Here is a 13,685-nt window from a genome sequence, read left to right on the forward strand (position 1 = left end):
TCAGGTTGGGCGAGCCGGTTCACCGCCGCGCCAGCTTGGCGGATTTCGCCACCAGCATCTGGCGGCGCAGGGGCGACAGGCGATCGACGTAAAGCCTGCCGTCCAGATGGTCGATCTGGTGCTGCACCGAGGTCGCCCAGAGCCCGACGAAATCGCGCTCCTCGATCTCGCCCGCGGCATTGAGAAAGCGCACGGTGACGGCGCGCGGTCGCTCGATCCGGGCCGAGACCCCGGGCAGGTTCGGGCTGGCCTCCTCATGGGTGCGCAGCTGCACGCTGGCGTGCAGGATCTCGGGATTGGCCATGCGCAGGGCCTGGCCGCGCCGTTCCGAGGCATCGACCACGGCGAGGCGCTGCAGGATGCCGATCTGCGGCGCGGCAAGGCCGACGCCGGGCATGGCCTCCATGGTGTCGATCATGTCGTCCCAGATCATGCGCACGGATTCGGTGATCGCGGCCACCGGCACGGCCGGCTGGTGCAGGCGGCGGTCGGCATAGGGCAGGCAGGGACGCACGGTCATGGCGCGCGGGTCCGGGACGGGGGCAGGGGCTCAGCCACGGCCGCGCTCGCGCTTGAGCTTGACCATCTTGCGGGTGATCATCTGGCGGCGGATCGGGCCGATATGGTCGATGAACAGCCGCCCGTCCAGATGGTCGATCTCGTGCTGGGCGCAGGTGGCCCAGAGCCCGTCGAAGTCGCGCTCGTGCAGGGTGCCGTCCAGGCCCAGCCAGCGCACGCGCACCTCGGCCGGGCGGGTCACCTCGGCATAGTGCTCGGGGATCGACAGGCACCCCTCCTCATAGGTGTTCAGCGCCTCCGAGGTCCAGGTGACCTCGGGGTTGACCATGACCAGCGGATCGCGCGGTGCCTCGGGGTTCTTTTCGCAATCCATGACGAACAGCCGGCTCAGCACGCCGACCTGCGGTGCCGCCAGACCCACGCCCGGCGCCTCATACATGGTGGCCAGCATGTCGGCGGCCAGGGTCTCGATCTCGGGGGTGATGCGGGCCACGGGCGCGCAGACCTTCTTCAGGCGCGGATCGGGGTGCAGGAGGATGGGGCGCAATGTCATGCCCCGTGATCTAGGGCAAGCCTTGGCCTTGCGCAACAAGTCGCTATTCTGGCCGGCACAGGCATCACGGTAAGGCGCGACATGGCACAGCCCGATTTCGACGAGATCATCGACCGCTGCGGCACAGGCTGCAACAAATGGGACGACATGCAGGCCGTGCATGGCGTGGCACCCGGCGACGGCCTCGCCATGTGGGTGGCGGACATGGACTTCCGCCCGCCGGCCGCCGTGCAGCGCGCGCTGGAGGGCATCTGCGCGCATGGCATCTACGGCTATCCCGGCAGCCGCCCCGATTATGTCGGCGCCATCTGCTGGTGGATGGCAAACCGCCACGGCTGGCAGATCCAGCCCGAATGGGTGCTGACCGCGCACGGGCTGGTGAACGGCACCGCCCTTTGCGTCGATGCCTTCACGGCGCCGGGCGATCGGGTGATCGTGATGACCCCGGTCTATCACGCCTTTGCCCGCGTCATCCGCGCCGCGGGGCGCGAGGTGGCCGAGTTCCCGCTGGCGCTGCGCGACGGGCAGTATCGCCTGGACTGGGACGCCTGGTCGCAGTTGCTGACCGGAGGCGAGCGCATGCTGATCCTGTGCTCGCCCCACAACCCCGGCGGCCGGGTCTGGAGCGAGGCGGAACTGCGCGAGATCGCGGATTTCTGCGCCGCCCACGACCTGATCCTGGTCTCGGACGAGATCCATCACGATCTGGTGATGCCCGGCGCCGCCCGCCACCGGGTGCTGGCGGAACTGGTCCCCGAGGCGGCACCGCGGCTGGTGACGCTGAGCGCCGCCACCAAGACCTTCAACATCGCCGGCGCCCATATCGGCAACCTGATCGTCGCCGATCCCGACCTGCGCCAGCGGCTGCAGGCGCGGATGATGGCGCTGGGCATCTCGCCGGGGCTGTTCGGGCTGGGCATGGTCGCCGCCGCCTATTCCCCCGAGGGCGCGGCCTGGGTCGACCGGCTGACCGCCTATCTGGACGGCAACCGGCGGCTGTTCGACCACGGCGTGAACGCCATTCCCGGCCTCGGCTCGATGCCCTTGCAAGCGACCTATCTGGCCTGGGTGGATTTCTCGGGCACCGGCATGGCGCGCGAGGAATTCACCGCCCGCGTCGAGCGCACCGCCCGCATCGCCGCAAATCACGGCAGCACCTTCGGCAGCGGCGGCGAAAGCTTCTTGCGCTTCAACCTGGCGACGCCGCGGGCGCGGGTGGCCGAGGCGGTGGCGCGGCTCAAGGAGGCCTTTGGCGATCTGCAATGAGGCGGCTCGGGGCGCTGTTTTCCGCGCTGTGCCTTGCGGCGCTGGCGGCGGCGGTCTGGCTGCTCTGGGCGCCGCTGCCGGCGCGTCCGCCGCCGCCCGCCACCGGCTGGCCCTCCGACTGGCCCCCTGGCCGGCACTGGCCGCGCCTGCCGGACTGGTCCTGGCCAGAGCTTCGCCTGCCCGATCCTGGTCTGCCCGATCCTGGCCCGCCGGACATCCGCCCGCCGCGCCCGCCCATGCCCGCCATCGCCTCGCCGGTCGAACGCATCCTGATCGAGAAGGCTGCCCGCCGCATGACCGTCTGGCAGCGGGCGGGGCCGCCCCGGACCTATCGCATCGCGCTGGGTTTTTCCCCCGAGGGCGACAAGAACCGGCAGGGCGACGGCCGCACCCCCGAGGGCAGCTTTCGCATCGACCGGCTGAACCGCAACAGCGCCTATCACCTGTCGCTGGGCCTCGACTATCCGCAGAAACGCCACCGCGAGGCGGCGCGGCGCGCCGGCGTCGATCCCGGCGGCGACATCATGATCCATGGCCAGCCCGACCAGGTGCCGCCGGGCTTTCGCGTCAAGGGCGACTGGACCGCCGGCTGCATCGCCGTCGGCAATGCCGAAATCGAGGAGATCTTTGCCCATGCCGCCATCGGCACCGAGGTCGAGATCCGGCCCTGAGCGGCGCCGGTGCGCTTGCCGCGCCCTGCGGCCGGCGCTAAGGCTGCGCGGATGACCATCTCTCGTTATTCGCCCCATCTGCGCGCCACGCTCGCGCTTGGCCTGCCGCTGATCGGCTCGCATCTGGCCCGCCTGGCCATCCATGTCGCGGATACCGTGATGATGGGCTGGTATGGGGTGACGGAACTGGCGGCGCTGGTCATCGCGGTGTCGTTCTTCAACATCCTGTTCTTTCTGGGCATGGGTTTCGGCATCGCCGTCATGGGGCTGATCGCCACCGCGATCGCGCGCGAGGACGAGGTCGAGGTGCGGCGCTCGACCCGCATGGCGCTGTGGCTGTCGATCAGTGCGGCGCTTCTGTCGCTGCCGGCCTTCTGGCACTCCGGGCCGATCCTGCTGGCGCTGGGGCAAGAGGCCGAGGTGGCGCGGCTGGCGCAGGACTATCTGCGCATCGAGGGCATCGGCCTGCTGGCGGTGCTGGGCCAGCTGGCGCTGAACAGCTATCTGGCGGCGATGGAGCGCCCGCAGGTGGTGCTGTGGATCACCCTGGCCGGGCTGCCGCTGGTCATCTTGCTGAACTGGGTGCTGATCTTCGGCAATCTGGGCGCGCCGGAAATGGGCGTGCGCGGGGCGGCGATCGCGGCGGTCATCGTGCAGTTCCTGCAGCTCGTGGCGATCGCCGCCTATGCCGCCTGGCTGCCGCCGGCGCGCAAATATCGGTTGTTCCAGCGCTTCTGGCGCCCGGACTGGCCGGGCATGCGCCTGGTCTTTGTCCTGGGCATGCCCATCGGCCTGACCATGCTTGCCGAAGGCGGGCTGTTTGTCGCCTCGAACGTGATGATGGGCTGGATCGGCACGCGCGAACTGGCGGCGCATGGCATTGCGCTGCAACTGGCCTCGATCACCTTCGTGATACATCTGGGTATGTCGAACGCCGCCACCATCCGCGCCGGCCAGGCCAAGGGGCGCGGGGATGCCGCCTGGATGCGCGACGCAGGGGTGACGGTGACCGTGGTCTCGGCGCTGGTGGCGCTGCTGGCGATGACGGCCTTCGAGCTGTTTCCGCGGCAACTGGTCGGCCTCTACCTTGACGCCACCCACCCCGAGACGCCGGCGATCGTCGGCATCGCCGCCGGGCTTTTGCTGTATGCGGGGCTGTTTCAACTGATGGATGCGATGCAGGTGATCGCGCTGGGGCTTTTGCGCGGCGTTCAGGACACGCGGGTGCCGATGTTCATCGCCGCGGTCAGCTATTGGCTGGTCGGCATGCCGGTCGCCTATGGCCTCGCGTTTGGCGCCGGGCTGGGGCCGGCGGGGTTGTGGCTGGGGCTGGTCGCCGGGCTGACGGTGGCGGCGCTACTGCTGGCGCGCCGCTTCTGGCAGGGGCTGGGCCGCGGGGACTGGACCGGGACCGCCCCGGCGGTCTAGGCTTTGCCCCACATTCCCGAGGAGGTTCGCCATGCGCCCGGTTTTCGTCCAGTTCCGCTGCACACCCGGCAAGACCTATGAGGTCGCCGACGCGATCTATGACCGCGAGATCGTGAGCGAGCTCTATTCCACCTCGGGCGACTATGACCTGCTGGCCAAGATCTATGTGCCCGAGGATCGCGATGTCGGGCATTTCCTGTCCGAGAACCTGTTCGACATCCCGGGCATCGTGCGCACGCTGACCACCATGACCTTCAAGGCGTTCTAGAGGCTCTACTTCGCCGCGCGTGCCGCGCGACTCCCCGGGATATTTGGGCAGGAGAGAAGCCGCGCCCGAGGGATGCGACTTGCGCCCGGGCCGGGAATGGGCTTGCATTCCGCCATGACCCGCCTGCGCTTTGCCCCCATCCCCGCCGCCCTGCCCGCAACCGTGCCCTTCACCGGCCCCGAGACGCTGGAGCGCCGCGCCGGCCGGCCCTTCCGCGCCCGGCTGGGGGCGAATGAGAACGGCTTCGGCCCCTCGCCGCGCGCCATCGCCGCCATGCAGGCAGCCGCGGCCGAGGCATGGAAATACGCCGACCCCGACAGCCATGACCTGCGCCACGCCCTTGCGGCCCATCACGGCATCGGTGCGGCGAACATCATGCCGGGTGAGGGTATCGACGGGCTTCTGGGCCTGCTCGTGCGCCTGCTGCTTGCCCCGGGCGAGGTGGTGGTGACCTCGGACGGCGCCTATCCGACCTTCAACTACCACGTCGCGGGCTTTGGCGGGCGCTTCTGCCGGGTGCCCTACCGCGACGATGCCGAGGACCCCGAGGCCCTGATCGCGGCCGCCCATGCCAGCGGCGCGCGGCTGGTCTATCTGGCCAATCCCGACAATCCGATGGGCAGCTGGCACGGGGCGGCGCGCATCCACGCCATGCTGGACGAACTGCCCGAGGGCTGTCTGCTGGTGCTCGACGAGGCCTATGGCGAATTCGCCCCCGCCGGGGTCATCCCCGACATCGATCCCGAGGATCCGCGGGTGATCCGCCTGCGCACCTTCTCCAAGGCCCATGCGCTGGCGGGCGCTCGCATCGGCTATGCCATCGGCCCGGCAAAGCTGATCGCCGGATTCGACCGCATCCGCAACCATTTCGGCATGAACCGCATCGGCCAGATCGGCGCGCTGGCGGCGCTGCAGGACCGCGACTGGCTGGCGCAGACCTGCCGCCGGGTCGCCGAGGCTCGCGACAGCATTGCCCGCATCGCACAGAACAACGGCCTTGTCGCGCTGCCCTCGGCGACGAATTTTGTCGCCCTCGACTGCGGTCGCGACGGCGCGCATGCCCGCGGCCTGCTGGCCGCACTGGCGCAGGAGGGCATCTTCCTGCGCATGCCCGGCGTTGCGCCGCTGGACCGCTGTATCCGCGTCTCCTGCGCCCCCGAGGCCGAGTTGGCGGCTCTGGCCGAGGCCCTGCCCCGCGCGCTTGCGGCCATCGCCTAGATTTCTTCGTTCTCCAAATACTCATGCGGCGCTGCCACCGGCGGCGTCAGTCCAGCGGCAGCGCCGTCGTCGATTTCAGCTCCTCCATGGACAGAAGCGCGGTGACATTGTGGATCTTCACCTCGGCGATCAGCGCCTGATAGAACCGGTCATAGGCGCGGGCGTTCCGGACCCGCACCTTCAGGATATAGTCGATGTCCCCGGCCAGGCGATGCGCCTCGATCACCTCGGGCCGCGCGCGCACCGCCGCCAGAAAGCGCCGCGCCCAGTCCGGATCGTGCTCCGAGGTGCGGATCAGCACAAAGAAACAGGCATCCAGCCCCAGCGAATCGGGATCGAGCAGCGCGACCTGCGCGCGGATCACCCCGGCCTCGCGCAGCTTGCGAATCCGGTTCCACACCGGGGTCTTCGATGCCCCCACCCGGGCCGCGATGTCGTCAAGCGACAGCGTCGCGTCCTCTTGCAGCAGGGACAGGATTTTGCGGTCGGTATCGTCCAGCCGGATGGCCGTCTGCGGGGATATGCCCATCTTGAAACCCTGTTCTTTTGTCTGGCGCTATCTGCAGGACGTGTTTCTTATTTTTCCACCCCACTCGTCAATATGGGGGAAAATGTTCTATAAGGGGGGCGGAAAAAACGAAAGGTTCCGGCCATGTCCAAGGGCTTCATCCCCTCCAGCGCAACCCCCGGCGTCATTACCGCGAATGACCTGCGCATGGGTCATTGCGTCTGGCTGCGGGATGGCGGCTGGACGCCCGACCCGCGCGAGGCGCAGCTCTTCGAGGATGAGGCGATCGCCGATCTGGCGCTGCTCGATGCCACCGGCCAGGCCGGGCTCGTCGTCGGCCCCTATCTGGTCGAGGCTAGGCGTGGCGCCGATGGCCGCCCCGAGCCGGCGCATTTCCGCGAAGGGTTCCGCCGCAGCGGCCCGACCAACTACCTGCAAGACCAGCAAGCCGCCGAGGTCCGCCATGTTTGACGCCCGTCCCCAGCACAATGACGAGCACCGCGAATACCTGCGCCACCGTGCCAGGCAGTTCCGCGCCCAGGTCCAGCGCCGTCTGGACGGCAGCCTGACCGAGGAGGAGTTCCGCCCCCTGCGGCTGAAGAACGGCGTCTATCTGCAACTGCATGCCTATATGTATCGGGTGGCGATCCCTTACGGCGCGCTGAACCCCGAAAAGCTGCGCATGCTGGGCCATGTCGCCGAGCGTTTCGACCATGGCTACGGCCATTTCACCACCCGCACCAATATCCAGTTCCACTGGCACAAGCTGGTCGACATCCCCGATTCCATGGATGCACTGAATTCGGTCGGCATCCATTCGATCCAGACCTCGGGCAATACCATCCGCAACGTCAATGCCGACGCCTTCGCCGGCGCCGCCGCCGATGAGGTCGAGGATCCGCGCCCCTGGGCCGAACTGATCCGGCGCTGGTCCACCGACCATGCGGAATTCCAGTTCCTGCCGCGCAAGTTCAAGATCTCGATCTCGGCCGGCAAGCAGGACCGCTCGGCGGTCACCGCCTATGACATCGGCCTGCGCATCGTCGAGCAGGACGGCGCGCGCGGCTTTCAGGTCTGGGTCGGCGGCGGGCTGGGGCGCACGCCCTATCTGGGGCAGGTGATCCGCGAATTCCTGCCGCAGGCCGACCTGCTGCCCTATCTCGAGGCGATCCTGTCGGTCTACAACCTGACCGGCCGGCGCGACAACAAATGGAAGGCGCGCATCAAGTTCACCGTGGCCGAACGCGGCATGGAGACCCTGCGCGCCGAGGTGGACGAGGAATTCGGCCGCCGCCGCGCCATGTTCTCGGGGCTGGACCAGGAAATCCTGAACGGCATCCGGGCGGAGTTCGCCCCGCCCGAATTCCTTGCGGCGCCCGAGGACGGCTATGAGGCGGCGCGGGCGGCGAATGGCGCCTTCCGGTCCTGGACCGACACCAATCTGCATCCGCACCGCATCCCCGGCTATGCCAGCGCCGTCATCACGCTGAAGGGGCCGGGCGTCACCCCGGGCGACATGAGCGCCGGTCAGATGCGCCTGGTCGCTGATTTGGCCGAGCGGCTGGCGCATGGCGACATCCGGGTGAACCATGACCAGAACCTGGTGCTGCCGCATGTGCGCAAGGCGGATCTGCCGGAAATCTATGCGGCGCTGCGTGAGGCCGGCCTCGCCACGGCGAATTTCGGCAAGATCACCGATATCATCTCTTGCCCGGGCATGGACTATTGCTCGCTGGCCACGGCGCGCTCGATCCCGATCGCCAAGGATATCGCGGCGCATTTCCGCGCCCGCGACCTCGAGGACGAGATCGGCGAGATGAAGATCCGCATCTCGGGCTGCATCAACGCCTGCGGCCATCACCACCTGGGCCATATCGGCATCCTGGGCCTTGATCGGGCCGGGGTCGAGAATTACCAGATCACGCTTGGGGGCGACGGCTATGAGGTGCCGACGCTGGGCCAGCGCGCCGGCGCGGGTTTTCCGGCCGAAGAGGTGGTCCCGGCCATCGACCGGCTGATCGACGCCTATCTGGAGCTGCGGGAATCGCCCGACGAGCGTTTCCTCGATGCCTATCGCCGTCTTGGGGTGGCGCCGTTCAAGGCGGCGCTGTATCCGGCCGATGCTTGACCAGACGCTGGATGCCCGAGCGGCGCGGCTGAACGACCGCTATCGCCATCATGCCGCGACCGAGGTGCTGCGGCGTGCCTTGCGCGACCCCGACCTGGGCGCGACCACGCTGGTATCGTCCTTTGGCGCGGAATCGGTGGTGCTGCTGCATATGGTGTCGGTGGTGGCCCCGGGAACGCCGGTGCTGTTCATCGACACGCAGATGCTGTTTGCCGAAACCCTGGCCTATCAGGTCGAGGTGGCCGAGCGGCTACGGCTGACCGATGTGCGCCTGGTGCGCGCCAGCGAGGCGGAGCTGGCGCGCACCGATCCCGACGGCACGCTGCACCAGTTCGACACCGATGCCTGCTGCGACCTGCGCAAGACCGTGCCGCTCGAGCGCGAACTGGCGCGGTTCGATGCCTGGATCACCGGCCGCAAGCGCTTTCAGGGCGGCGCGCGGCAGGCGCTGGAGTTCTTTGAATCCGAGCCTCCGGCGCGGCTGCGCATCAACCCGCTGGCGCATTGGCGGGCAGGGGACGTGCAGGATTACATGGCGGAAAACAACCTGCCGCGCCATCCGCTGGTCGCCAGGGGCTATGCCTCGATCGGCTGCGCGCCCTGCACCTCGCCGGTGAAACCGGGCGAGGACCCGCGCGCCGGGCGCTGGCGCGGCAGCGCCAAGACCGAATGCGGCATCCATTTCATCGGCGGGCGCATGGTCCGCGCAGGAGCGAATGCATGAGCGATTTCTACCTTGTCCGCGACGACGGCTTTCACCCCGACGACGGCGCCGAGCCGGTGGTCCTGACCCCCGACACGCCGCTGGCGGATCTGGCCGGTCTGCTGGAGCACGAGTTGCTGGCGATTCATTTCCCGGCGATGACCGACGGGCGCGGCTTTTCGCTGGCCCGGCATCTGCGCAGCCGCGGCTACAGGGGCCGGCTGCGGGCGGTGGGCGCGCTGATCGCTGATCAATATGCCATGGCCCGGCGCGTGGGCTTTGACGAGGTCCGCATCCCCGCCGCCCTGGCCACCCGCCAGCCGCAGGAGCAGTGGCTGTTTCGTGCCGACTGGCAGGACTGGGACCATCGGTCGCGTCTGGCCGGCTGACCCCGGACTTTAACCCCGAACCCTGATACATTAGATAGACCGGGACCCCGACATGACACTGGACTTTGCCGTGGACATCGCCACCAAACCCGCCAAGACCCTGCCAGATGCCCAGACCGTGACCACGGTCAGGCACTGGACGGACCGGCTTTTCTCGTTCCGGGTGACGCGCCCGGCGTCCTTGCGCTTTCGCTCGGGCGAATTCGTGATGATCGGCCTGCCCGACGACAACGGCAAGCCGATCCTGCGTGCCTATTCCATCGCCTCGCCCAACTGGGACGAGGAGTTGGAATTCTATTCGATCAAGGTGCCGGACGGGCCGCTGACCTCGCGGCTGCAGAACATCCAGCCCGGCGACCAGATCATTCTGCGCCCGAAACCCGTGGGCACGCTGGTGCTGGACGCACTGCTGCCGGGCAAGCGCCTGTGGTTTCTGGCCACCGGCACCGGGCTTGCGCCCTTTGCCTCGCTGATGCGCGACCCCGAGACCTATGAGCGCTACGAGCAGGTGATCATGATGCACACCTGCCGCACCGCCGACGAGCTGGCCTATGGCCGCGAGCTGGTCGAGAACCTGAAGCACGACCCGCTGCTCTCCGAGCTTTACGGCGAGGATTTCGCCAGCCGGCTGCTGTATTATCCGACCACCACGCGCGAGCAGACGCCGCTGATGGGGCGGATCACCGACAACATGACCTCGGGCAAGGTCTTTGCCGATCTGGGCCTGCCGGGCATGGATGCGGCCAATGACCGCGCCATGATCTGCGGCAGCCTGGCCTTCAACACCGATGTGAAGGCGGTGCTGGAGGGCTTTGGCCTGCGCGAGGGCGCCAATAGCGATCCCAAGGAATTCGTTGTCGAAAAAGCCTTCGTGGGCGACGGCATCTGATTGCGTGGCCGGGGGCGCGATGCTCCCGGCTGCCCGCGGATCCCCGTTCGCGCCGGCATGACGGCGTTGACACTTTGCCGGGGGGCGCCCATTTTCCCGGGCCGAATCACCCGCGAAGGAAGAGCAATGCCAGTCGTCGTTGTCGAGTCCCCGGCCAAGGCCAAGACAATCAACAAATATCTGGGCGACGACTATACGGTTCTGGCGTCCTTTGGCCATGTGCGCGACCTGCCGCCCAAGGATGGCAGCGTCGATCCGGACGCCGATTTCGCGATGACCTGGGAAATCGCCGCCGAGTCGAAGAAGCACGTCAAGGCGATCCGGGATGCGCTGGCATCCGACCCGAACCTGATTCTGGCGACCGACCCCGACCGCGAGGGCGAGGCGATTTCCTGGCATCTGCTGGAAGCGCTGGCGCCGGCGCTGAAGAAGGGCTCGCAGGTCAGCCGCGTCACCTTCAACGCCATCACCAGGAATGCCGTCACCGAGGCCATGGCCAGCCCGCGCCAGATCGACCAGCCGCTGGTCGATGCCTATCTGGCGCGGCGCGCGCTGGATTATCTGGTGGGCTTCCGGCTGTCGCCGGTCTTGTGGCGCAAGCTGCCCGGCGCCAAGTCGGCGGGCCGGGTGCAGTCGGTGGTGCTGCGCCTGGTGGTCGAGCGCGAGATGGAGATCGAGGCCTTCCGCGCCCGCGAATACTGGTCGGTGCATGCGCGCCTGGCGACGCCGCGCGGCGACGAGTTCGACGCGGCGATGACGGTGTTCGGCGGCCGCAAGCTCGAGCGCTTCGACATCGCCACCGAAGAGCAGGCGCAGCTGGCCGTCGCCGCGATCACCAGCCGCGATCTGTCGGTGGCCAGCGTCACCGCCAAGCCCGCCAGCCGCAACCCCTGGCCACCCTTCATGACCTCGACCCTGCAGCAGGAGGCCGGGCGCAAGCTGGGTCTGGGCGCCAAGGTCTGCATGTCGGCGGCGCAGCGGCTGTATGAGGCCGGCCACATCACCTATATGCGGACCGACGGCATCGACATGGCCCCCGAGGCGGTGATGGCGGCGCGCGACGCGATCAGGGCGCGTTTCGGCGAGCAATACCTGCCGAAATCCCCGCGCATGTACAAGAACAAGGCCAAGAACGCGCAGGAAGCGCATGAATGCATCCGCCCGACCGACATGATGCTGTCGCCCGACCGGCTGCCGGTCTCGGACAAGGACCAGAAGGCACTGTACGACCTGATCTGGAAGCGCACCATCGCCAGCCAGATGGAATCGGCGCGCATGGAGCGCACCGTGGTCGAGATCGCCTCGGGTGACGGGCAGGTTGGTCTGCGCGCCAATGGTCAGGTGATGCTGTTCGACGGTTTCCTGAAGGTTTACGATCAGGGCCGCGACGATGACGAGGACGAGGACGGCCGCCGCCTGCCGCCCGTTCAGCCGGGCGAGGCGGCCGCGAAACGCGGCGTCACCCCCGAGCAGCATTTCACCCAGGCCCCGCCGCGCTATACCGAGGCCACGCTGGTCAAGCGCATGGAGGAGCTGGGCATCGGCCGCCCCTCGACCTATGCCAGCATCGTGACCACGATCCAGGACCGCGATTACGTCCGCAAGGAACAGGGCCGCCTGATCCCCGAGGACAAGGGCCGGCTGGTCACCGTGTTCCTGCAGAAATACTTTCCACGCTATGTCAGCTATGACTTCACCTCGAGCCTCGAGGGGGAGCTGGACGACATTTCCTCGGGCGAGCGCGCTTACCGCGAGGTGCTGCGCCGCTTCTGGAAGGATTTCACCCTGGCGCTGGAGGGCACCAGCGAATTGCGCATCGGCGAGGTGCTGGAGGCGATCGACGAGGCGCTGGCGCCGCATCTCTATCCGCCGCGGCCCGACGGCTCGGACCCGCGCGAATGCCCGCTTTGCCACAAGGGCCGGCTGCATCTGAAGACCGCGCGTTCGGGCGGCGCCTTCATCGGCTGCGCGAACTATCCCGAATGCCGCTTTACCCGGCCGATCAGCGGCGCCGACGCCGAGGCCGTGGGTGACGCGGTGCTGGGCGAGGACGCGGGCTGCGAGATCAGCCTGAAGAACGGCCGCTTCGGCCCCTATGTGCAGCGCGGCGAGGCGACGGTGGAAAACCCCAAGCCGCCGCGCGCCTCGATCCCCAAGGGCTGGGACCCGGCCTCGGTCGATCTGGAGCGGGCTCTGGCGCTGCTGGCGCTACCGCGCGCGATCGGCCCGCATCCCGAGGACGGCGTGCCGGTCGAGGCCGGCATCGGTCGCTATGGCCCCTATGTGAAGCATGGGGCGAAATACGCCAATCTGCCCGAGGTCGATGAGGTCTTTAGCATCGGCATGAACCGCGCCGTCGAGGTTCTGGCCAGCAAGCAGGTCCGCGGCCGCGCGGCGCCGGCCGCAGCGCTGGCGGAACTGGGCGAACACCCCGAGGGCGGGGCGGTGCAGGTACTGGGCGGGCGCTATGGTCCTTACGTCAAATGGGGCAAGGTCAATGCCACCTTGCCGCGCGACCTGGAGCCCGGCGCGGTGACGCTGGAGCGCGCGCTGGAACTGATCGCCGAGAAATCCGCCAGGTCCGGCAAGAAACCGGCGCGCAAGGCGGCCGCCAAGCCTGCCGCCGCCAAGACCGCGAAGGCGAAGACCGCGAAGGCCGCGACCGCCAAAAGCCCGGCCGCAAAGAAGCCCGCGGCGCGCAAGACGGCGGCGAAACCGGCCGGGGGCGAATAGCGCGGCGGCTTAGCCGCCCAGATAGTCGCGCAGCGCCACGGCGTTGTTATGCGCGCTGTCATGGGCGGCATAGAGCAGCGTCAGCCGCCCGGCCTGGGCAAGCGCGCGCAGCTCGGCCACCGGGCCGGGGTTCGCGTCCAGTTCGGCGCGGTAGCGGCGCTGGAACTCGTCCCATTTCGCCGGCTCGTGGCCGAACCAGTGGCGCAGCTCGTCCGAGGGCGCGATCTCTTTCAGCCAGAGATCCATCTGCAGGCGCTCGCGGCTGAGCCCGCGCGGCCAGAGCCGGTCGACCAGCACCCGGCAGCCCTCGTTCGTTGCGGCGGGCTCATAGGCGCGCCTGATCATGATGTCAGCCATGTCGCGTGATCTCCTCTGCAGGGGAAAGCGCCGGGCGCGCGCAACGGTTCCCCCT

At 68.4% G+C, this 13,685-nt stretch carries 15 protein-coding genes; 11 read left to right on the forward strand and 4 right to left on the reverse strand.

What is annotated here, in order from left to right:
- Window positions 1-19: 19 nt before the first annotated feature.
- Together def (WMK75_RS09445) and def (WMK75_RS09450) are read right to left on the reverse strand one after the other, a co-directional pair.
- Entirely contained in the window at window positions 20-520 is a 501-nt protein-coding gene (gene def, locus WMK75_RS09445; RefSeq protein ID WP_347267431.1) for a peptide deformylase, read from the reverse strand.
- A gap of 30 nt (window positions 521-550) precedes the next feature.
- A complete protein-coding gene (gene def / locus WMK75_RS09450; protein WP_347267432.1) occupies window positions 551-1,072 on the reverse strand; it encodes a peptide deformylase in 522 nt (173 codons plus the stop codon).
- A gap of 81 nt (window positions 1,073-1,153) precedes the next feature.
- Between def (WMK75_RS09450) and WMK75_RS09455 the strand changes: the two genes are divergently transcribed.
- The 5 genes from WMK75_RS09455 to WMK75_RS09475 all read left to right on the forward strand — a co-directional run bounded on the left by WMK75_RS09455 (window position 1,154) and on the right by WMK75_RS09475 (window position 5,923).
- Entirely contained in the window at window positions 1,154-2,338 is a 1,185-nt protein-coding gene (locus WMK75_RS09455; RefSeq protein WP_347267433.1) for a PatB family C-S lyase, read from the forward strand.
- Window positions 2,335-3,009 carry a L,D-transpeptidase family protein gene (locus WMK75_RS09460; RefSeq protein ID WP_347267434.1) on the forward strand — a complete coding sequence of 225 codons (675 nt, stop codon included), beginning with the start codon at window positions 2,335-2,337 and terminating at the stop codon, window positions 3,007-3,009. The genes WMK75_RS09455 and WMK75_RS09460 overlap by 4 nt, the downstream gene beginning before the upstream one ends.
- Before the next feature lie 51 nt (window positions 3,010-3,060).
- A complete protein-coding gene (locus tag WMK75_RS09465; protein WP_347267435.1) occupies window positions 3,061-4,437 on the forward strand; it encodes an MATE family efflux transporter in 1,377 nt (458 codons plus the stop codon).
- Between the two features lie 31 nt (window positions 4,438-4,468).
- Complete coding sequence (locus tag WMK75_RS09470; RefSeq protein WP_347267436.1) at window positions 4,469-4,705, forward strand: Lrp/AsnC ligand binding domain-containing protein; 237 nt, start codon at window positions 4,469-4,471, stop codon at window positions 4,703-4,705.
- A 114-nt stretch (window positions 4,706-4,819) separates the two neighbouring features.
- Window positions 4,820-5,923: a pyridoxal phosphate-dependent aminotransferase gene (locus tag WMK75_RS09475; protein ID WP_347267465.1), complete on the forward strand. Its 1,104-nt coding sequence runs from the start codon at window positions 4,820-4,822 to the stop codon at window positions 5,921-5,923.
- A 46-nt stretch (window positions 5,924-5,969) separates the two neighbouring features.
- Here WMK75_RS09475 and WMK75_RS09480 read toward each other — a convergent pair whose 3' ends face one another.
- On the reverse strand, window positions 5,970-6,452 hold the full coding sequence (locus tag WMK75_RS09480) for an Lrp/AsnC family transcriptional regulator (protein ID WP_347267437.1): 483 nt from the start codon (window positions 6,450-6,452) through the stop codon (window positions 5,970-5,972).
- Between the two features lie 123 nt (window positions 6,453-6,575).
- On the opposite strand from WMK75_RS09480, the gene WMK75_RS09485 reads away from it, so the two are divergent.
- From WMK75_RS09485 to topA, 6 genes are all read left to right on the forward strand, one after another.
- Window positions 6,576-6,902: a DUF2849 domain-containing protein gene (locus tag WMK75_RS09485; protein WP_347267438.1), complete on the forward strand. Its 327-nt coding sequence runs from the start codon at window positions 6,576-6,578 to the stop codon at window positions 6,900-6,902.
- Window positions 6,895-8,559, forward strand: a complete 1,665-nt coding sequence (locus WMK75_RS09490) for a nitrite/sulfite reductase (RefSeq protein WP_347267439.1) — start codon at window positions 6,895-6,897, stop codon at window positions 8,557-8,559. Before WMK75_RS09485 ends, WMK75_RS09490 begins: the two co-directional genes overlap by 8 nt.
- On the forward strand, window positions 8,552-9,283 hold the full coding sequence (locus WMK75_RS09495; RefSeq protein ID WP_347267440.1) for a phosphoadenylyl-sulfate reductase: 732 nt from the start codon (window positions 8,552-8,554) through the stop codon (window positions 9,281-9,283). The genes WMK75_RS09490 and WMK75_RS09495 overlap by 8 nt, the downstream gene beginning before the upstream one ends.
- On the forward strand, window positions 9,280-9,651 hold the full coding sequence (locus WMK75_RS09500) for a DUF934 domain-containing protein (RefSeq protein ID WP_347267441.1): 372 nt from the start codon (window positions 9,280-9,282) through the stop codon (window positions 9,649-9,651). Before WMK75_RS09495 ends, WMK75_RS09500 begins: the two co-directional genes overlap by 4 nt.
- 52 nt (window positions 9,652-9,703) lie before the next feature.
- On the forward strand, window positions 9,704-10,540 hold the full coding sequence (locus tag WMK75_RS09505) for a ferredoxin--NADP reductase (RefSeq protein WP_347267442.1): 837 nt from the start codon (window positions 9,704-9,706) through the stop codon (window positions 10,538-10,540).
- Window positions 10,541-10,666: 126 nt separating this feature from the next.
- A complete protein-coding gene (topA, locus tag WMK75_RS09510) occupies window positions 10,667-13,273 on the forward strand; it encodes a type I DNA topoisomerase (RefSeq protein ID WP_347267443.1) in 2,607 nt (868 codons plus the stop codon).
- A gap of 9 nt (window positions 13,274-13,282) precedes the next feature.
- Here the strand turns inward: topA and WMK75_RS09515 are convergent, their stop codons facing one another.
- On the reverse strand, window positions 13,283-13,630 hold the full coding sequence (locus tag WMK75_RS09515) for a DUF488 domain-containing protein (protein ID WP_347267444.1): 348 nt from the start codon (window positions 13,628-13,630) through the stop codon (window positions 13,283-13,285).
- Between the last annotated feature and the right edge of the window lie 55 nt (window positions 13,631-13,685).

The sequence above is a fragment of the Paracoccus sp. (in: a-proteobacteria) genome (genome assembly GCF_039808215.1).
In the GTDB taxonomy this organism is placed as follows: domain Bacteria; phylum Pseudomonadota; class Alphaproteobacteria; order Rhodobacterales; family Rhodobacteraceae; genus Paracoccus.

Excerpts from the sequence above, each read along its gene's own strand:
- def (WP_347267431.1), bottom strand. The coding sequence starts at position 520 with ATGACCGTGCGTCCCTGCCTGCCCTATGCCGACCGCCGCCTGCACCAG.
- WMK75_RS09505 (WP_347267442.1), top strand. The coding sequence starts at position 9,704 with ATGACACTGGACTTTGCCGTGGACATCGCCACCAAACCCGCCAAGACC.
- WMK75_RS09480 (WP_347267437.1), bottom strand. The coding sequence starts at position 6,452 with ATGGGCATATCCCCGCAGACGGCCATCCGGCTGGACGATACCGACCGC.
- WMK75_RS09460 (WP_347267434.1), top strand. The coding sequence starts at position 2,335 with ATGAGGCGGCTCGGGGCGCTGTTTTCCGCGCTGTGCCTTGCGGCGCTG.
- WMK75_RS09490 (WP_347267439.1), top strand. The coding sequence starts at position 6,895 with ATGTTTGACGCCCGTCCCCAGCACAATGACGAGCACCGCGAATACCTG.
- WMK75_RS09455 (WP_347267433.1), top strand. The coding sequence starts at position 1,154 with ATGGCACAGCCCGATTTCGACGAGATCATCGACCGCTGCGGCACAGGC.
- topA (WP_347267443.1), top strand. The coding sequence starts at position 10,667 with ATGCCAGTCGTCGTTGTCGAGTCCCCGGCCAAGGCCAAGACAATCAAC.
- WMK75_RS09500 (WP_347267441.1), top strand. The coding sequence starts at position 9,280 with ATGAGCGATTTCTACCTTGTCCGCGACGACGGCTTTCACCCCGACGAC.
- WMK75_RS09470 (WP_347267436.1), top strand. The coding sequence starts at position 4,469 with ATGCGCCCGGTTTTCGTCCAGTTCCGCTGCACACCCGGCAAGACCTAT.
- WMK75_RS09475 (WP_347267465.1), top strand. The coding sequence starts at position 4,820 with ATGACCCGCCTGCGCTTTGCCCCCATCCCCGCCGCCCTGCCCGCAACC.
- def (WP_347267432.1), bottom strand. The coding sequence starts at position 1,072 with ATGACATTGCGCCCCATCCTCCTGCACCCCGATCCGCGCCTGAAGAAG.
- WMK75_RS09485 (WP_347267438.1), top strand. The coding sequence starts at position 6,576 with ATGTCCAAGGGCTTCATCCCCTCCAGCGCAACCCCCGGCGTCATTACC.
- WMK75_RS09495 (WP_347267440.1), top strand. The coding sequence starts at position 8,552 with ATGCTTGACCAGACGCTGGATGCCCGAGCGGCGCGGCTGAACGACCGC.
- WMK75_RS09465 (WP_347267435.1), top strand. The coding sequence starts at position 3,061 with ATGACCATCTCTCGTTATTCGCCCCATCTGCGCGCCACGCTCGCGCTT.
- WMK75_RS09515 (WP_347267444.1), bottom strand. The coding sequence starts at position 13,630 with ATGGCTGACATCATGATCAGGCGCGCCTATGAGCCCGCCGCAACGAAC.